Source organism: Aeromonas sp. 61P, from assembly GCF_051919545.1.
Classification (GTDB): Bacteria; Pseudomonadota; Gammaproteobacteria; order Enterobacterales; family Aeromonadaceae; genus Aeromonas; species Aeromonas veronii.
Genome location: NZ_JBQBEL010000001.1, coordinates 3,252,960 through 3,270,754, shown reverse-complemented (window position 1 = coordinate 3,270,754; position 17,795 = coordinate 3,252,960). Strand labels below are relative to the sequence as shown.

The 17,795-nt window shown below is 59.2% G+C and carries 13 protein-coding genes and 1 pseudogene; 8 read left to right on the top strand and 6 right to left on the bottom strand.

Features of this window, described 5'->3' with window-relative positions; all coding sequences use genetic code 11:
- The first annotated feature begins 91 nt into the window (after nucleotides 1–91).
- Entirely contained in the window at nucleotides 92–1,492 is a 1,401-nt protein-coding gene (locus ACTG2O_RS15495) for a DEAD/DEAH box helicase (protein ID WP_416034868.1), read from the top strand.
- Between the two features lie 118 nt (nucleotides 1,493–1,610).
- On the opposite strand, the gene ACTG2O_RS15490 is transcribed toward ACTG2O_RS15495, so the two are convergent.
- The 5 genes from ACTG2O_RS15490 to cra form a co-directional block, all read right to left on the bottom strand.
- Nucleotides 1,611–2,261, bottom strand: coding sequence for a hypothetical protein (locus ACTG2O_RS15490; RefSeq protein WP_368216687.1), 651 nt, complete (start codon nucleotides 2,259–2,261; stop codon nucleotides 1,611–1,613).
- A 116-nt stretch (nucleotides 2,262–2,377) separates the two neighbouring features.
- Complete coding sequence (locus ACTG2O_RS15485; RefSeq protein WP_368216686.1) at nucleotides 2,378–2,764, bottom strand: MAPEG family protein; 387 nt, start codon at nucleotides 2,762–2,764, stop codon at nucleotides 2,378–2,380.
- A 224-nt stretch (nucleotides 2,765–2,988) separates the two neighbouring features.
- A complete protein-coding gene (locus tag ACTG2O_RS15480) occupies nucleotides 2,989–3,546 on the bottom strand; it encodes a hypothetical protein (protein WP_150998585.1) in 558 nt (185 codons plus the stop codon).
- 253 nt (nucleotides 3,547–3,799) lie between these two features.
- Nucleotides 3,800–4,993, bottom strand: a complete 1,194-nt coding sequence (locus ACTG2O_RS15475) for an aromatic amino acid transport family protein (protein ID WP_047435317.1) — start codon at nucleotides 4,991–4,993, stop codon at nucleotides 3,800–3,802.
- Nucleotides 4,994–5,564: 571 nt separating this feature from the next.
- Nucleotides 5,565–6,551 (bottom strand): catabolite repressor/activator, encoded by a 987-nt coding sequence (gene cra, locus ACTG2O_RS15470; protein WP_439976276.1) that lies wholly within the window; start codon nucleotides 6,549–6,551, stop codon nucleotides 5,565–5,567.
- 296 nt (nucleotides 6,552–6,847) lie between these two features.
- On the opposite strand from cra, the gene fruB reads away from it, so the two are divergent.
- The 4 genes and pseudogenes from fruB (at nucleotide 6,848) to ACTG2O_RS15450 (ending at nucleotide 12,766) form a co-directional block, all read left to right on the top strand.
- Entirely contained in the window at nucleotides 6,848–7,948 is a 1,101-nt protein-coding gene (fruB, locus tag ACTG2O_RS15465) for a fused PTS fructose transporter subunit IIA/HPr protein (protein WP_368216684.1), read from the top strand.
- Nucleotides 7,944–8,936, top strand: coding sequence for a 1-phosphofructokinase (gene pfkB, locus ACTG2O_RS15460; RefSeq protein WP_439976666.1), 993 nt, complete (start codon nucleotides 7,944–7,946; stop codon nucleotides 8,934–8,936). Before fruB ends, pfkB begins: the two co-directional genes overlap by 5 nt.
- Nucleotides 8,933–10,669 carry a PTS fructose transporter subunit IIBC gene (gene fruA / locus ACTG2O_RS15455; RefSeq protein WP_368216682.1) on the top strand — a complete coding sequence of 579 codons (1,737 nt, stop codon included), beginning with the start codon at nucleotides 8,933–8,935 and terminating at the stop codon, nucleotides 10,667–10,669. Before pfkB ends, fruA begins: the two co-directional genes overlap by 4 nt.
- Before the next feature lie 778 nt (nucleotides 10,670–11,447).
- Nucleotides 11,448–12,766: pseudogene (locus ACTG2O_RS15450) on the top strand (IS4 family transposase).
- Nucleotides 12,767–12,832: 66 nt separating this feature from the next.
- Here the strand turns inward: ACTG2O_RS15450 and metG are convergent.
- Nucleotides 12,833–14,866 carry a methionine--tRNA ligase gene (gene metG / locus ACTG2O_RS15445; protein WP_439976275.1) on the bottom strand — a complete coding sequence of 678 codons (2,034 nt, stop codon included), beginning with the start codon at nucleotides 14,864–14,866 and terminating at the stop codon, nucleotides 12,833–12,835.
- 186 nt (nucleotides 14,867–15,052) lie between these two features.
- Between metG and apbC the strand changes: the two genes are divergently transcribed.
- The 3 genes from apbC to dcd all read left to right on the top strand — a co-directional run bounded on the left by apbC (nucleotide 15,053) and on the right by dcd (nucleotide 17,535).
- On the top strand, nucleotides 15,053–16,135 hold the full coding sequence (gene apbC / locus ACTG2O_RS15440) for an iron-sulfur cluster carrier protein ApbC (RefSeq protein WP_439976274.1): 1,083 nt from the start codon (nucleotides 15,053–15,055) through the stop codon (nucleotides 16,133–16,135).
- Nucleotides 16,136–16,245: 110 nt separating this feature from the next.
- Nucleotides 16,246–16,890 (top strand): uridine kinase, encoded by a 645-nt coding sequence (udk, locus tag ACTG2O_RS15435; RefSeq protein ID WP_439976273.1) that lies wholly within the window; start codon nucleotides 16,246–16,248, stop codon nucleotides 16,888–16,890.
- 63 nt (nucleotides 16,891–16,953) lie between these two features.
- A complete protein-coding gene (dcd, locus tag ACTG2O_RS15430; protein ID WP_005336719.1) occupies nucleotides 16,954–17,535 on the top strand; it encodes a dCTP deaminase in 582 nt (193 codons plus the stop codon).
- The last annotated feature ends 260 nt before the right edge of the window (nucleotides 17,536–17,795 follow it).

The following is a 17,795-nucleotide window of genomic DNA, read 5'->3' as shown; positions in this document are numbered from 1 at the left end:
TCTCAATAGGCCCAGATCTTGTGAGATGGCATCGGCTCAGCAGAGGAGCCCCACCACAAATCCCCGGCGCCCCTATCTCTAGCAGGTAATTATGAGTTTTACTTCCCTCGGTCTGGCCGAACCCTTGTTGCGTGCCGTTGCCGAACAAGGCTACGACACCCCGTCTCCCATTCAGCAGCAAGCGATCCCCGCCGTTTTGGCTGGCCGCGATCTGATGGCGGCGGCCCAAACAGGGACCGGCAAGACCGCAGGCTTTACCCTGCCGATGCTGCAACGTCTGATGGAGAGCAAGCGCAAGGTTTCTCCGAACCGCATTCGTGCGCTGGTGCTGACCCCGACTCGCGAGCTGGCTGCCCAGGTGGGTGAGAGCGTGCGTAACTACGGCAAACACCTGCCGATGCGCAGCCACGTCGTGTTTGGCGGCGTCAGCATCAATCCGCAGATGATGGCAACTCGCCGTGGTCTGGACGTGCTGGTGGCCTGTCCCGGCCGCCTGATGGATCTTTACAACCAGAATGCCGTCAAGTTCGACGAGGTGGAGATCCTGGTACTGGACGAAGCGGATCGCATGCTCGACATGGGCTTTATCCGCGACATCCGCCGCATCCTGACCCTGCTGCCGAAGAAGCGCCAGAACCTGCTCTTCTCCGCCACCTTCGCTGATGAAATTCGGGAGCTGGCCACTGGCCTGCTGGACAACCCGGCGGTGATCGAAGTCGCACCGCGCAACAGCACTGCCGAGCGTATCGAGCAGCTGGTGCACCCGTGCGACAAGGCCAACAAGATCGCGCTGCTGAGCCATCTGGTCACCAGCAACAACTGGCAGCAGGTACTGGTGTTCACCCGTACCAAGCACATGGCCAACCGTGTTGCCGAGACCCTCGACAAGAACGGCGTCAGCGCCGCCGCTATCCACGGCAACAAGAGCCAGGGTGCCCGTACTCGCGCGCTGGCCGGTTTCAAGGATGGTAGCGTCAAGGTGCTGGTGGCGACCGACATCGCCGCCCGTGGTTTGGACATCGACAAACTGCCGCAAGTGGTCAACTTCGAGTTGCCGAACGTGGCGGAAGATTACGTGCACCGCATCGGTCGTACCGGTCGTGCCGGTGCTGCCGGTCACGCCATCTCCCTGGTTGCTGCCGATGAAGGGAAGCTTATCAAGGCGATCGAGCGTCTGACCAAGCAGAACATCCCGTGCGAGCAGGTGGCCGGTTTTGAAGCCTCCCGCGAGACCCTCGACAACATCGCCCGTGGTATCGGCGCACCGCTGCGCAAAGAGCCCCGTGATCCGAGCGAGCAGCGCCGTGCGCCGCGTCCGCAAGGTCAAGGCCAGCGTCAGGGGGCCGGTCGTTCCGCCTCCAATGGCAATGCGGGTGGTGCACGTACCGGTAACGGTGGCAAGCCCAAGCCGCAAGGTGGTCAGCGTCCGGCTGATGGCGCTGGCAAACCGGCTCAGGCCCGTCGTCCACGTCGCTCTACCCACAACCAGTAAGCGGCTCGGGAGTTTGACTCCCCAGCTATGCGGTTGACTGAAAAGCCCTGCCAATCTGGCAGGGCTTTTTGTTTTTTCAGCCATGTAATCGGCACTGTGTGGTGCTGCGAGAACCGCGCTAGATGGCGGAGAGGTATTGCTTTTGCATCGCCAGCCAGCGGCCGTTATTGATAAACGCCAGCTGTACCTTGAGCAGGGCCGCAATTTCCGCGCGGTGCTTTTTATCGAGGTAGAGAAAGACCTGTTCTTTGGTGAGCTTCTGCCAGGGGGACGCCAGTGCGGGTTGAGAGGCGGGGCGCATCTTGATGAGCCAATCCACTTTGCCTCGATGCAGTTGGGCAAGCCCCTGCTTCTCATCGTTCAACCAGATGACCTGATAGTTGCCGAGGAAGCGCTCGCACCACTGGATGCCACGCAGGCAGCCAATCACGGTTCCCTTGGCAGGGGGCCAGTTCGGGTTATCCCTTGGCTGACCATAAATCGCCGCCTCCGAGATGGGAGCACCGATCTGCAGCAAGTGGGGATAGGTCTGATCAAAGCCCTTGATCCGGGCCATATCGCCATCGACGGCATGGTTTGCTTCAATCAACTTTTCGCAGCGGGCATAGGTGCAGGGGATCAACTGAAAGTCGATGCCGGCCCGGCCAAACCAGTCATGAATAAAAGGGCGCAATATCGCAGTGTGCTCGACCGCTGCCGCCAGCTTTAGCGGGGTTGCGTGGGCAACGTGAGTCAGCCCGACAAGCAGTAACCAGCCAATCCACTTCATATCGCACTCCTGAATCGGGCTTGTTCAAGCAGCACTGTTGCGACTATCTGTGCAGTAAAGAATAGCCGATGGGGATGGCTGGCAGACCGCTTCGCCAGCTATTCGTGACGGCCGGGTCAGGGGAGCTGCGCCGTGATCAGGATATGGGCAGCGCTCACCAGGATCACCGTGAAGGTCAGCCCCATTCCCGCCACCCGATAACGGAAGTTCTCCGGCGTGCGGCTCATGCCAAAGGCGTGGCAGAGACGGCCAAGGAGCAAGGTGCTCCCCAGCAGATGGATAAGCCAGGGGGCATGGCTGCCGGTTTCAACGAAATAGATGAGCAGCAGGGCGAGGGGGACATACTCGGCAAAGTTGGCATGCACCCGCATGGCACGCAACATGGCGGGGTCATCCCCATGCCCCAGCGCCACCTTGCGGCTATGGCGGGTGCGAATGGTTCGAATGCTCAGCAACACAAACAGCAGAGCGAGCAGGGCCGCGTAAACAGGCAGTATGGTCATGGTATCTGGCTCCTTGTGTGATGATAACGAGGGGCTGGAGTTGAGAGACTCGACATTGCTCGGCATCTCAATGATTTGCCTTGAGGGTAGCAGCAAACTGCGTTAGCACGACCGTCATCTATTCACTTGCCATCTGCCAAGCGCAGGCGCAAAAAAACAGCCCTGCCGAGGTGGCAGGGCTGTTTTTTGATCATATTGATGGTGGGCAGAGCAGGGCCCTGTCATTACCCCTCATAAGGGAGGGAGGAGTGGTGCAGCACGATGCGCACCTTGCCATCATCTCCTTTCTTGAAACCCCAGGTCTTGTCGACTGTAGTTTCCTTGTTGTCGCGATCCACCAGATGCACCTTGCCCATGGTCAGCGCCATGTCGCCGTTGATATAGACGGCGGCGTTGTCATAGCGATAGCTCTGCCAGTTTTTCAGGGCGAACCCTTTGTCGGCGGGGTAGGCGCTGTTGTTGCCGACAAAGTAGGCCAGCGCCCCCTCGCGGTTGGTGCGAAAGGTCTGCTCGCCACCGGCAAGGGTGGGTTTGAACAGCACCGGCCCCTGCTGGTAGCCATAAGCGCTGTCGAGCACCGACTCGGCAGTCGCCTTGGCGCGCTCAATCCCACCGGCGCGATAGTCATCGCTTATCTTGATGAGCGCCGCGCCCCAACCATCCTGCGCGGCCTTGATCTCCGCCTCGGTAATATTGTTGTTGGCGATTTCGGCTGCGCTGAGTGCGCCGCTGGCGGCAAGCAGGACGAGGGCAAGGGTGCTCTTCTTGAGGTGCAACATCATTGTTTTCAAACTCCTGATAGCGATAAACGAGCGGGCAGTGTAGCGAAGGAGCATGAACGGTTTTTGAACTGATTATTCAGGGTTGGGTAGTAAAAAGGTCGGTATATAGCTGAAGGTTTGGGTGTTTGTTTGGTAAGGGTCGCAGTCTTAATTAATGGCGGATGCCTGTATCCAACTTGATTTCTTGTCCAACAAAAAGCCCCGCCAATCAGATTGGCGGGGCTTTGCTATTTGGGGGCATCAGTATCGGGGATTACAGCGCTGGCAGCATTCCAAGGCTGACGCTGATCTGTACGCCAACAATCAGCACGCCCATGGCGGCGGCCACTCCCAGCGCCACCACGCCACCCGGGGCGCGGTAGTGGTGGGCGGGGGCTTGCTTGCGGCTCTGCCACACCAGCGCCACCGGCAGCAGTACCGCGAGGATCGCCAGCGCAATCGCGGCGTAGCCCAGCGCCATGATAAAGCCCTGCGGGAAGTAGAGGGCAAACAGCAATGGCGGCACAAAGGTGATGAGGCCGGTCTGGGTGCGGCCCTGCCAGTTGTCCTTGCGGCGGGTCACCTTGGCCATAAAGTCGAACAGCCCCAGCGTCACCCCGAGGAAGGAGGTGGCGAGCGCCAGATCGGCAAACAGGTGCATCGCCTGATTAAACGCAGGCCAGCTCACCAGCTTGCCGACGTTGGCCAGCAGGCTGTCCAGCGCGCCGCCGGTTTGCAGCAGGGCTTGCTGGCCGAGCAGACCTAGGATTGCTACCTGCCACAGCACATAGAGGATCAGCGGCAGGGCTGAGCCCCAGACAAAGACTCGGCGCAACTGCTTGGGGCAGTCACCGAGGTAGAGCATCACGCTCGGAATGGAGCCGTGAAAGCCGAACGAGGTGAAGATCACCGGCAGGCCCGCCAGCAACAGGCCCTGACCCAGCGGCATCGAGAGCAGATGCTGCCCTTCAGTGCGGGGCAGCAGCAACGCCAGCACCACCACCATGATCACCAGTTTGACAGTGAACATCAGCCGGTTGAGGTAATCCACCGAGCGGGTGCCAACACAGACCATGCCGCCAAACAGCAGGGTAAAGGCCCAGGCGGCCTGCTCCTGGCTCAGGGTCATGCCCGCATCGGCCAGCGCCTGTGCCAGCAGGCTGCTGCCACCGCTGATGTAGGCGGAGGCGAGCGAGTAGAACAGCATCAGGATACAGAAGGAGGCGATGCGCTTGCCCCAGGGGCCGAGCAGATGGTCCGCCAGCTGGTGCAGGTACCATTTGCCGGTGTTGAGGCTTGCCTCTACTTGCAGCATGGCGGTGAAGGCCATCAGGGCCCAGAGGCCGACCATCAACATCAGGGTGGCGGGGCCGCCGAGGGAGGAGGAGGCCAGCGGCAGGGCCAGCATGCCGGCGCCTATGGTGGTGCCGGCAATCAACAGGGTACAACCCAGGGTTTTGGTATTCATGTTATCCATCCGAACGTAGCGGTGTCAGTGCAAACAGGCGATGTCAGCAGTGACGTCAACAAGAGGGGGCCAATTGGCGTTATCAGAAGGTGCCTCCGGTGATAGGGCCGGAGGCTAGCAATATCGGAACGGGAACATCTGTACCTAAAACCTGTCAGTTGTAAAAGATGCTTGCCACGTTAGCGGATCAAAATAGCGGAAACAACCCCCTTTATACGGATCTTGTGCTGGCTTGTGGCAATAAGTGGAAATAAATGATGACAGCGGTAGCTGATTGCAGAAAATAGCACCGGAAAAATGACTGACAGGGGCTCATTGATACAGGTCAGCCAAGTGGTTGCAGCACGGATGGGGGAGTGCCTTGTCGTGGCGTTGGCGTTGGCGTTGGCGTTTAGTTGCGGGGTGAAAGGTGTGTGGAGGCCGGTTGTTTAGTCGGCCAGACGGTAGAAAAAGCAAAGCGGGCGGGTCGGGTTGTGGGGAAAAACAATAAGGCTGCCGATGCTGGCAGCCTTATTGTCATCTGTTCGCTTTACCCACCCATTGACAGCAAATCGGGTCTGCTTCGATCAGGTTAGCAACGGCGCTTGAGGGTGCGGCTCACATAGTGCAGCCCGCTCTGGTAGTCGCCATTGACCGCCTTGAGCGCCAGCTCCAGCGCCTGGCTCGCCAGCGCGTCGTGCTGCTGGGGCAGGGAGTTGATGCCAAAGGGGAGGAAGTCGAGCAGCCGATCGTCGCCGAAGGTGGCCATGGCAAGCTGGCTCATATCGGTCTCTTGTTCCAGCAGGTAGTCCAGTACCCCCTCCATCAGGATGTAGGAGGTGGTGATCAGCGCTTCGGGCAGCTGACCCAGCTGCTGGTGCAGATCTTTGATCAGGCGATACCCCTCAAGGCGGGAGAAGTGATCTCCCTCGCACAGGTGGCGAGCTGCGCTGTGACTGGCGACCGCCTGCTCGAAACCGGCTTTTCGCTCCTGACTGATCGTGAGTGCCGGCAGGGCGGTGATCAAGGCGATATGACGCAGAGTCGGGGTGAGCAGGGAGCTGGTGAGATCAAAGCTCGCTTTCTCGTTTTCACTAGCGACGGTGACGAACTTGTCGGCTGCCATCGCCCGGTCGATGGCGAGGATTTGGCTGCCTTGCGCCTGCAATTTGCCGTAGAAGGGGTCGTCTGGCGGCAGGCAACTGGCCACCAGCAGGGCGTCCACATGGCGGCTCACCAGCATCTGGGCCAGCTCTTTTTCGGTGGCAGGATCATCCTCCGAGCAGACGATGAGCAGCTGATAGCCCTGCGCCCGGGCCCCCTGTTCCAGCCGTTTGGCCAGCTTGGCGTAACTGGCGTTCTCAAGGTCGGGCAGGATAAAGCCCAGAGTCTTGGTCTGGCCGCCGCGCAGGGAGGCGGCGCGGCTGTCCGGCTGGTAGTTATGGGCGGTGACCACGGCCATCACCTTGTCGCGGGTGGCCTGGCTGATGCGGTATTGGTCGGCCTTGCCATTGATCACATAGCTTGCCGTGGTGCGCGAGACACCGGCGAGGGCGGCGATTTCATCCAGTTTCATCATATTGGCTCTGTTTGAGTTGCAAGGCCCACGGTCACTGCCGGGTGAGGGCACCGAAAAGTGTGCGCGGGATCATATCATTGAAAAGCACTCTTTGTGGGTACTTGATCAATTCGCTGAAACGATTCAGTCTGAGTGTAAGTGAAACGATTCAGCCTGTCAGCAGCGAAGAGACCCAGTGGCCTGAAAATCGGGCCCCGATCACAGTGAACCGTGTTCGGGTCTATTGTCAGCTGGCGAGTTACCCGAATGTTCAATTGTGACGTACCGGCGTGGCCGGAACCTGATGGAGAGTCTCTATGTTGAAGTTGGCGCGAGAGCAGATCTTGCTGGGGCAGTCGGTGGCGACCAAGTCGGACGCCATTGCCCTGCTGGCAGGCAAACTGACCGAAGCCGGTCTGGTGGAAGCGGGCTATGTGGATGGGATGCTGGCCCGTGAAGCGCAGCATGCCACCTATCTTGGCAGCGGCATCGCCATTCCCCACGGCACCACCGATACCCGTCATCTGGTGAAGAGCACCGGCGTCATGGTGGCCCAATTCCCTCATGGCATCGAGTGGGACGAGGGGCAGATCGCCTACGTCGCCATCGGCATCGCCGCCAAGTCCGACGAGCATCTGGGCATCTTGCGCCAGCTCACTCATGTGCTGGGTGACGAGCAGGCGGCAGCCCAGCTCAAAGAGGCCACCGATGCCGACACCATCATCAATATCCTGACCGGCGCCACTGCCGCCAAAGAGGTGCAATACCTGACCCTGGCCGACTTCCCGGCCGATGATCGCGACCAGCTGCTGCTGGGGGCGGCCGCCCGCGCCAAATCGGCGGGCTGGGGCGATGCCGCCATGGTGAGCGCCCTGCTGGCAAGCGAACCTGCCTATCTGGGCGAGGGCGTCTGGCTCGCTCGAGCACAAGCGGCCCAGACCGGCTGGGTGCTGGCCACCCCGAGTAGCGCCCTCACGGCAGGGGAGCAGCCGGTCAGCGCCATGCTGCTGCTGTGCGCCGCAGATAGCAGCCATCTGCCGCAACTGGAGAATCTGGCCAAACTGGCGGCTGTCGGCCAACTCGCTACGCTGGCGGGCGGCGAGGGACTGGCCATGCTGCAAGCGGGCCCCGCGAGCGGTCTTTCCGAAACCTTCACCATCATCAACCCCCACGGTCTGCACGCCCGCCCGGGCGCCATGCTGGTCAAGGTGGCCAAAGAGTTTGAATCAGATATCCGGGTTGCCAATCTGGATGGTAGCGGCGAAGCGGTCTCCGCCAAGAGCCTGATGAAGGTGATCGGCCTTGGGGTCAAGTGTGGGCATCGTTTGGCATTTCGCGCCGAAGGGGCAGATGCCGAAGCGGCCCTCAAGGGGATCGGTGAGGCGATCGCCGCTGGTCTGGGCGAGGGGGCGCATTGATGAAGATGTCACCATCACCCTCAACCCCGCCCTTGATCTCACTACTCGCCTTGAGGCAATGAGCCTTGGCGAGGTCAATCTGGTGAACGAGGCCAACCTGCGTGCCGCAGGCAAGGGGATCAACGTCGCCATGGTGCTCAAGGATCTGGGCCGCGACGTAGGCGTCACCGGCTGGCTGGGCGCTGACAATGAACAGAGTTTTGTCTCCCTGTTTGCCGAGCTAGCGCTGGATGATCACTTTGTGCGCGTAGCGGGCAGCACCCGCATCAACGTCAAGATCTCCGAGCAGTCTGGTCGGGTCACCGATCTCAACCTGCCGGGGCTCACCATCCAGCAAGGGGAGGTGAGCGCGCTGGAGCAGGCCATCGACCAATTGGCTGCACATGCTGAGTGGTTCGTGCTGGCGGGCAGCCTGCCCAAAGGGGTGGCTCCCGATTACTGCGCCCATCTGATCCGCTTGCTCAAGGCCAAGGGCAAGCAGGTGATCTTCGATTGCAGCGGTGCGGCCTTAAGCGAAGGGATCAAGGCGGCGCCGACCCTGGTCAAGCCCAATCTGGAGGAGCTCGGCCAGTGGGCGGGTCGCCCCATCAAGACCCTGAGCGAGCAGGCCGAGTGTGCCCGCGCGCTGCAGGCAAGCGGGATCCCCAACGTGGTGATCTCCAACGGCGCCGATGGCCTCATCTGGTTTGCCCCGGATGCCGTTTGGCAAGCCATTCCGCCGCGGATGCAGGTGGTCAGCACGGTTGGTGCTGGCGATTCTCTGGTGGCAGGTCTCGCCCATGGTCTCAGCCTTGGCTGGGCGCCGGAGCAGACCCTGCGGCTGGCCACCGCCGTCTCGGCCTTGGCGGTCAGTCAGGTCGCAGTCGGCTTTGACGATATCAATGTGCTCAACCCTTTACTTGAACAGGTGCGCGTAGAGCGTCTGGATGCGCTGGCACCGGTTCAATGCCATACCCCCTCAATGGAAAACTCAGGAGATGCCCAATGAAAGCAATCTTGGTTACGGCTTGCCCGGCGGGCATTGCCACCAGCTTTCTCGCTGCAAAACGGATAGAACAGCAGGCCAAACTGGCTGGCTGGGAACTCACCCTCGACGTCGGCTCCAGTGTGCAACCGCGCCAGATCCCCTCAAAAGAGCAGATTGCCGCGGCCGACCTGGTGCTGGTTGTCGCCAGTGCTCCGGTGGATCTCGCTGCCTATGATGGCAAGCAGGTCTATCAGGGCAGCATGGATCTCGCCCTGCAGGATCCGGCCGCCTTGCTGGAGGCAGCCGCCAGCGGCGCCAGTGTCTATCGTCATCAAGCCGTCTCCGCCGTTGCCAATGCTGCCGCCAAACCGGCCGCCGCTGGCAAGCGCATCGTGGCAGTGACAGCGTGCCCGACTGGCGTTGCCCACACCTTTATGTCGGCAGAAGCGCTGGAGACCATGGCCAAACAGCTGGGTTATCAGATCCGTGTCGAGACCCAAGGCTCGGTCGGTGCCCAGAACGCCCTGACTGCCGAGGAGATTGCATCTGCCGATCTGGTGTTCCTCGCCACCGATATCGAGGTGGACATGGCCCGTTTCGATGGTAAGCCGGTTTATCGCACCAGCACCGGCGCTGCGCTGAAGAAAACCCGCGCCGAGCTCGACAAGGCGTGGAACGAGGCGACACTCTATCGCCACAGCGGTGCCAGCCAACCCAAGAAAGAGGAAAAAGCTGGCCCCTACAAGCACCTGTTGACCGGCGTCTCCTTCATGCTGCCCATGGTGGTGGCGGGCGGCCTTATCATCGCGCTCTCGTTTGTGTTCGGTATCGAAGCGTTCAAGGTGGAAGGCACTCTGGCCGCCGCTCTGATGAAGATCGGTGGTGGCTCCGCCTTTGCCCTGATGATCCCGGTGCTGGCCGGTTACATTGCCTACTCCATCGCTGACCGCCCGGGTCTCGCTCCCGGCATGATCGGCGGTATGCTGGCAAGCTCGCTGGGTGCCGGTTTCCTCGGTGGCATCGTGGCCGGTTTCCTGGCCGGTTACAGCGCCAAGTACCTGAGCGACAAGGTGCGCTTGCCGACCACCCTGGAAGCGCTCAAGCCCATCCTGATCATTCCGTTGGTGGCCAGCCTCTTTACCGGTCTGGTGATGATCTACGTAGTGGGTGGTCCGGTGGCTGGCATCATGAATGCCATGACCGAGTTCCTCAACAACATGGGTTCTGCCAACGCCGTGCTGCTGGGTGTCATCATCGGCGCCATGATGTGCTTCGACATGGGCGGCCCTGTCAACAAGGCGGCCTACGCCTTCGGGGTCGGCCTGCTGGCCTCCAAAACCTACGCTCCCATGGCTGCGGTGATGGCCGCCGGTATGGTGCCGGCACTGGGGATGGGGATCGCCACCTTCCTGGCCCGCACCAAGTTCATCAAGGCGGAGCAGGAAGCGGGCAAGGCCTCCTTCGTGCTGGGTCTGTGCTTCATCTCCGAGGGGGCCATTCCGTTTGCCGCCAAGGATCCGATGCGCGTCATCCCGGCCTGTATGGTTGGTGGCGCCCTGACCGGTGCGCTCTCCATGCTGTTCGGCTGCGAGCTGATGGCACCCCACGGCGGTCTTTTTGTGCTCTTTATCCCGCACGCTATCAGCAACGTCATGATGTATATCGTGGCGATTGCAGCAGGGTCACTGCTGACCGGTGTCTCCTACGCCATGCTCAAGCGCGGTGAAGAGCAGGCCAAGCTGGCCACGGCCTGATAGCTCATCCTCGATAACAGAAGATGATCAATGCCGCCCGGTTGCAAAACCGGGCGGCATTTTTATATGCCTTTTAAACAGAATCGTTGAGCAGCGGTGACTTAGGTTTCGCATATCAGGGCCAAATACTTAACTCTGTGGGGAAGGGCCGTAACCAATATCCCGTGTATAGATTGTGCTGCCGCTAGGATAGGGGGAGCTGGCTAGTTCTCGGAAAGCAAATCTATATCAACCGACTGTTACCTATATGTGCATCTGTGTAGATGCAACTTGAGTTGATCATCAGTTAAACAAGACCTGAGGCAGGTTTGCTTTATGTCGAACCTCCTCATTTCTGCGAAAAGAGGATTCAGGTCTCGGTACAACCGAATGCCCTGGTTGGCAAGTATGCATTGAACCAGAGGGTTCCATATCAAATGGATCTTGAACCCTACACCAGACCATTGTAGATCGTCATATATACAACTTTTTGTATGCCAACAAACAAGATTTTACACAGACAAACTCAATTCGCATCATGCTGAACATAGAAGTAGAAAATGGACTTTCTCTGTTACGTCAAAAAGTAAACACGAGTTATCGCAGTGTTCAATGATAGAGAGATAACAGACAAAGCGGCTTTGCAGAACATGGGTATTAATGTGTCTGTGAGTGCACAGGGGAAAAGAGAAATAAAAAAGCCACACCGGTTGGTGTAATGCCGATCAGTTAAGGATCCATTGACCGATCCTTCTGCTGTGTGAAAATCCGAAACCTGTTGATTGGTTTCGGATTTTTTATGCGTATCGCTCAAGCGCTCGACTTCCTCCACGCCAGTAATGCTGCTCAGTTTTAGTCACTCTCAGACCTCATTGCTCCCGAGCTCATCACGACGCTGCTCGCCGAAGAGGATGTCGTGACCCTGCGTCGCCGCCGTAGCCCATGGAGCGTCTGGTCTGGGCCATCTTCCGCCATGTCCCCATGACCCAGCTGGTCAATCAGCTCGATATCCTGTTGCACGGCGACCGTCCTTTCGTTGCCCCCAGCGCCTTCCTGCAAGCTCGCCAAAAACTGGGGGACAAGAGCATCGAGCGGCTGTTTCACGAGACCGCCTCGCGTTGGCACCAGCAGGCCAACCACCCCGGTTGGGCCAGGCTGCAACTGCTCGCCGTCGATGGCGTGATGTGGCGCACCCCCGATACCCCGGACAATGACGCCGAGTTTGCCAAACCCGGCACCCAGCATGGCGAGACCACCTATCCGCAGGTGCGCATGCTTTGCCAGATGGAGCTGACCAGTCACCTACTTGTGCAGGCCGTCATGGAGAGCTGCGCCGTCAACGAGATGGTGTTGGCCGAACAGCTTGTCGCACGCACGCCGGACCACTCGCTCACCCTGTTCGACAAGGGGTTTTACTCTATCGGTCTGCTCCACGCCTGGCAAACCACTGGCAGCGAGCGGCACTGGCTGCTGCCACTCAAAAAGGGCACGCAATACGAGGTGGTGCGCAAGCTGGGGCGTCAAGATGTGCTGGTGCAGCTCAAGACCAGTCCACAGGCACGCAAGAAGTGGCCGCAACTGCCGGACACGGTGGAAGCCCGTTTGCTGACCCGCAACATCAGCGGCAAGGAGCGCCAAGTGTTGACCTCAATGGTCGACCCGATGCGTTTCCCGGGCGCTGACATCGTTGAGCTCTACAGCCAGCGCTGGGAAATCGAGTTGGGCTATCGGGAGATGAGGCACAGCCTGCAACAGCACCGGCTGACCCTGCGCAGCAAGAAGGCGACGGGGATACGGCAAGAGCTGTGGGGCGTGCTGCTGGCGTATAACCTCTTGCGCAGCCAGATGGTAAAGATGGCGGCGAGTCTGAAGGGATACACGGCGAACCAGTTGAGTTTTCACATGGCCTCGGTGTACCTCATCCATGAACGGAGCTGCATGCCGTACCTGTCACCGGGAAGCATCCCGAAGCGGGTGGCTGACCTGGAGAAACAAGCGGGCCAGTTTGTATTACCGGAGCGGAGCGAAGGGAGCGGAGTTATCCCCGCAGTGTGAAGGCAAGACCACAAAAGTATGCGGTGCAAAAAAGCCAATAAAAACAATGCCAGTCAGGCTTAACTGACTGGCATTAAGGCCGTTTGGCCTCTCTTCTCTATCTGGCTGTGGTCGCAGTCAGCGATACGCTTACTTGACGCGCATGCCCGGCTGGGCGCCTTCCTGCGGCTCCAGGATCCAGAGATCCTTGCCGCCCGGGCCTGCGGCCAGCACCATGCCTTCGGACATGCCGAAACGCATTTTGCGCGGAGCCAGGTTGGCCACCATCACGGTCAGCTTGCCTTCCAGATCTTCCGGGTTGTAGGCGGACTTGATGCCGGCAAACACCTGACGGGTTTCGCCGCCGATATCCAGTTGCAGCTTGAGCAGCTTCTCGGCTTCCGGTACCGCTTCGGCCTTCTTGATCAGCGCTACGCGCAGGTCAATCTTGGCAAAATCGTCATAGGTGATGGTTTCGCTGATGGGGTCATCAGCCAGCGGGCCGCTCACTTTCGGTGCCTGCTCTTTGGCCAAGTCTTCCTTGGAGGCCTCGATCATGGCTTCAATCTTCGCAGGCTCGATGCGGGAGAAGAGCGCCTTGAACGGTGCAACGGTGTGATTGACCAGCGGCATCTCGATGCCATCCCAGCTGAGGGTTTCGGCCAGGAAGGCTTCGGCACGTTCGGCCAGCAGCGGCATGACGGGCTTGAGGTAGGCCATCAGCACGCGGAACAGGTTGATGCCAACGGAGCAGACAGCTTGCAGCTCGGCATCAGCGCCTTCCTGCTTGGCGATAACCCAGGGAGCCTTGTCGTCCACGTAGCGGTTGGCCTTGTCGGCCAGCGCCATGATTTCGCGGATGGCGCGGCTGAATTCGCGGCTCTCATAGGCTTCCGCAATGGCGGTACGGGTGTTGGCGAACTCGGCGTAGAGCTCGGGTTCGGCGCAGGTTGCCGCCAGCTTGCCGCCAAAGCGCTTGGCGATAAAGCCGGCGTTGCGGGAGGCAAGGTTGACCAACTTGTTGACCACGTCGGCGTTGACGCGCTGCACGAAATCTTCGAGGTTCAGGTCCAGATCATCGATGCGGCTGTTGAGCTTGGCGGCATAGTAGTAACGCAGGCACTCCGGATCCAGGTGGTTCAGGTAGGTAGATGCCTTGATAAAGGTGCCCTTGGACTTGGACATCTTGGCGCCGTTGACGGTCACATAGCCGTGCACGTTGACCTTGGTCGGCTTGCGGAAGTTGGCACCTTCCAGCATGGACGGCCAGAACAGGCAGTGGAAGTAGGCGATGTCCTTGCCGATGAAGTGGTAGAGCTCGGCGTCGGAGTCCGCTTTCCAGTAGCTGTCAAAGTCGATGTCGTCACGCTTGTTGCACAGGTTCTTGAAAGAGGCCATGTAACCGATGGGGGCATCGAGCCAGACGTAGAAGTACTTGCCCGGGGCGCCGGGAATTTCGAAACCGAAGTAGGGGGCGTCACGGGTGATGTCCCACTGCTGCAGGCCGCTTTCGAACCACTCCTGCATCTTGTTGGCCATCTCTTCCTGAATGGCGCCTGAGCCACGTACCCACTCAGAGAGCCATTTTTCAAACTGCGGCAGGTCGAAGAAGAAGTGCTCGGAGTCCTTCATTACCGGAGTGGCGCCGGAGACGGCAGATTTCGGATCGATCAGCTCAGTCGGGCTGTAGGTGGCGCCGCAGCTGTCACAGTTGTCGCCATACTGCTCCGGAGACTTGCACTTGGGGCAGGTTCCCTTGACGAAACGGTCCGGCAGGAACATGGATTTTTCCGGATCGAACAGCTGGGAGATGGTGCGGCTCTTGATAAAGCCACCATTTTTCAGGCGGCCGTAGATCAACTCCGCCAGCTCGCGGTTTTCGTCGCTGTGGGTGGAGTGATAGTTGTCAAAGCTGATGTTGAACCCGGCGAAATCGGCCTGGTGCTCCTTGGAGACAGCGGCAATCATCTCTTCCGGGGTGATCCCCATCTGCTGTGCCTTGAGCATGATCGGGGTGCCGTGGGCATCATCGGCACAGATGAAGTGCACCTGATGACCGCGCATTCGCTGATAACGAACCCAGATATCGGCCTGGATATGTTCCAGCATGTGGCCAAGGTGAATGGAGCCATTGGCATAGGGGAGGGCGCAGGTTACCAGCATTTTACGAGGATCAGTTGCCATATTACGTTCTTGATGTGCTTGTTGGGATGATAGAGTGCCGTGCATGTTACCCGAATTGGGGGTAGCCTGCCTAGGGTTGTGGCTGTGCCAACCTTGGCAGCACCTGCTGTTACGATGGCAGGCAAGCCACTGATTTGTGTGCGGTAACCGTTCACCTCAAGATAATGACAAGATAATGAGGAGTTAATGGTGATTGATTCAGTAAAACAGATCTTCGCCGAATTTAAGCCAGCAGGCTGGCACAAGGATCTGGTGGATGCCGGCTTCGTTCGCGAGATCATCAATCAGGGTCAGGGGCTCACTATCCGGCTGGTATTGCCGTTTGCCGGTCTCTCGCTGCTCGATCAGCTCAAAGAGAACTACGATGCCAGGCTGCGCAGCGCCACCGGCGCCTCCCGCATCGACTGGGCATTGGAGATCGATGTGGCCAGCATGCCGAGGGCGCAGGGCCTCAATGCCGTGCAGGGCATTCGCAACATCATCGTGGTCGCCTCCGGCAAGGGGGGGGTGGGCAAATCTACCACTGCGGTCAACCTGGCGCTGGCCCTGCAAAAAGAGGGCGCGCGAGTCGCCATTCTCGATGCCGATATCTATGGCCCTTCCATTCCCACCATGATGGGCACCCTCAAGGAGCGCCCGGTCAGCCATGACGGCAAGCTGATGGAACCGGTGATGGCCTGCGGCCTCAAGAGCAACAGCATCGGCTATCTGGTCTCCGAACAGGATGCCACCATCTGGCGCGGCCCGATGGCGAGCAAGGCGCTGGCGCAGATCCTCCATGAGACCCGCTGGGGCGAGGTGGATTATCTGGTGGTAGACATGCCCCCGGGCACTGGCGATATCCAGCTCACCATGGCCCAGCAGGTGCCGACTTCGGCGGCGGTGATCGTTACCACCCCGCAAGATGTGGCACTGGCCGATGCCCGCAAGGGGATCGCCATGTTCAACAAGGTCAATGTGCCGGTGCTCGGTATTATCGAGAACATGAGCTACCACGTCTGCAGCGCTTGTGGTCACCATGAGCCGCTGTTCGGTACCGGTGGCGGCCAGAAGATGGCAGAGCAGTATCAAGTGGCGCTGCTTGGCCTGTTGCCGTTGCACATCGACATCCGCCAGCACATGGATGATGGCTGCCCGACGGTGTTCGGCGCACCGGAAGGGAGCCTGGCTCAGGCCTATTTGAAGCTGGCGCGCAGGGTAGGGGCTGAACTCTTTTTCAGCGCAAAACCGATTGCGACCCCCCTCTATGCCATGGCCCTGGATGAATAATCGGCGGTCGGTCACTTGAAAGGGAATTGAGGGTGGGCATGACCCACCCTTTTTTATATAATGGATCGGTTTAAACCATCCCCACTGCTCTTCTCTTTTAGGTATTTGTCATGTCTGATACTCAACATTCGTGTGTGATCATCGGTATTGCGGGCGCATCTGCGTCTGGCAAAAGTCTTATAGCCCAGACCATTTATGAAGAGCTGGTGGCCGAACTGGGCGCAGGTCAGATTGGTGTGATCACCGAAGATTGCTACTACCGTGATCAGACCCACCTGACCATGGACGAGCGGGTCAAGACCAACTATGACCACCCCAACGCGTTGGATCACGACCTGCTGGTACAGCACCTTAGTCAGCTGGTTAAAGGTGACGCGGTTGCCATTCCCCAGTACTCCTACACCGAACACACCCGGATGAGCGAAGTGACCCCGTTTGCGCCGCGCCGGGTGATCATTCTGGAAGGGATCCTGCTGCTGACCGACAGCCGTCTGCGGGATCTGATGGATGCCTCCATCTTTATGGATACCCCGCTCGACATCTGCCTGCTGCGCCGTCTGGTGCGTGATGTGCAGGAGCGGGGCCGTACCATGGACTCCGTGCTCAAGCAGTATCAGAAGACGGTGCGTCCGATGTTCCTGCAGTTTATCGAGCCGTCCAAACAGTATGCCGATGTGATCGTGCCTCGTGGTGGCAAGAACCGCATCGCCATCGACATGCTCAAGGCGCGTATCCGCCACATGTTGATCGGTTAAGATGAAACAAGCCGGGTGATGCCCGGCTTTTTTAAAAGCACAATTTGTCAGGAGAGTCGCCCAATGCGTCTGTGTGATACCGATATTGAACGCCATCTGGATGAAGGCAAGATCGTCATTGAGCCACGGCCCGGGGTAGAGCGGATCAGTGGTGTCAGTGTCGATGTGCTGCTGGGTAACGAGTTTCGGGTGTTTCGCGATCATACCGCACCCTATATCGACCTGAGCGGCCCGAGCAGCGAGATGGCCGATGCCATCGATCGGGTGATGAGTGATGAGATCCACATCCCCGATGGCGAAGCCTTCTATCTGCACCCGGGTCAGCTGGCGCTGGCGGTGACCTACGAATCCGTTACTCTGCCTGCCGATATCGTCGGCTGGCTGGATGGCCGCTCTTCATTGGCGCGCCTGGGTCTGATGGTGCACGTGACCGCGCACCGGATCGATCCGGGTTGGTCCGGTCGCATCGTGCTGGAGTTCTACAACGGCGGCAAATTGCCGCTGGCGCTGCGTCCGAAGATGAAGATCGGCGCCTTGAACTTCGAGATGCTCTCCGGCGTCGCGGCCCGTCCCTACAACAAGCGGGAAAATGCCAAGTACAAGAGCCAACAGGGCGCCGTTGCCAGCCGCATCAATCAGGACTGATAACTGGCAACACAGCAACGATTCAAGGGAGCACAAGGTGCTCCCTTTTTGCATCTGGAATCAAACGGATATGGGGTTGATGGTGCTGGTCGGATGAGATTGGTGGGGCAGGGACGTTTTATCACCACGTCTGCCCATTTTTCTGTCATAAAAATGAAATTATTGGCTTAATTGTCAGCTATTTTTGCCCTTTCCCGCAATCATTGATGGCTTTAATTAATCGATGGCAAGCCGCATGAAGACTGGCTCTAGGATATTTT

Bases quoted from the DNA above. Each gene is read 5' to 3' on its own strand.
- ACTG2O_RS15495 (WP_416034868.1), top strand. From the start codon at position 92: ATGAGTTTTACTTCCCTCGGTCTGGCCGAACCCTTGTTGCGTGCCGTT.
- ACTG2O_RS15490 (WP_368216687.1), bottom strand. From the start codon at position 2,261: ATGAAGTGGATTGGCTGGTTACTGCTTGTCGGGCTGACTCACGTTGCC.
- ACTG2O_RS15485 (WP_368216686.1), bottom strand. From the start codon at position 2,764: ATGACCATACTGCCTGTTTACGCGGCCCTGCTCGCTCTGCTGTTTGTG.
- ACTG2O_RS15480 (WP_150998585.1), bottom strand. From the start codon at position 3,546: ATGATGTTGCACCTCAAGAAGAGCACCCTTGCCCTCGTCCTGCTTGCC.
- ACTG2O_RS15475 (WP_047435317.1), bottom strand. From the start codon at position 4,993: ATGAATACCAAAACCCTGGGTTGTACCCTGTTGATTGCCGGCACCACC.
- cra (WP_439976276.1), bottom strand. From the start codon at position 6,551: ATGATGAAACTGGATGAAATCGCCGCCCTCGCCGGTGTCTCGCGCACC.
- fruB (WP_368216684.1), top strand. From the start codon at position 6,848: ATGTTGAAGTTGGCGCGAGAGCAGATCTTGCTGGGGCAGTCGGTGGCG.
- fruA (WP_368216682.1), top strand. From the start codon at position 8,933: ATGAAAGCAATCTTGGTTACGGCTTGCCCGGCGGGCATTGCCACCAGC.
- metG (WP_439976275.1), bottom strand. From the start codon at position 14,866: ATGGCAACTGATCCTCGTAAAATGCTGGTAACCTGCGCCCTCCCCTAT.
- apbC (WP_439976274.1), top strand. From the start codon at position 15,053: ATGGTGATTGATTCAGTAAAACAGATCTTCGCCGAATTTAAGCCAGCA.
- udk (WP_439976273.1), top strand. From the start codon at position 16,246: ATGTCTGATACTCAACATTCGTGTGTGATCATCGGTATTGCGGGCGCA.
- dcd (WP_005336719.1), top strand. From the start codon at position 16,954: ATGCGTCTGTGTGATACCGATATTGAACGCCATCTGGATGAAGGCAAG.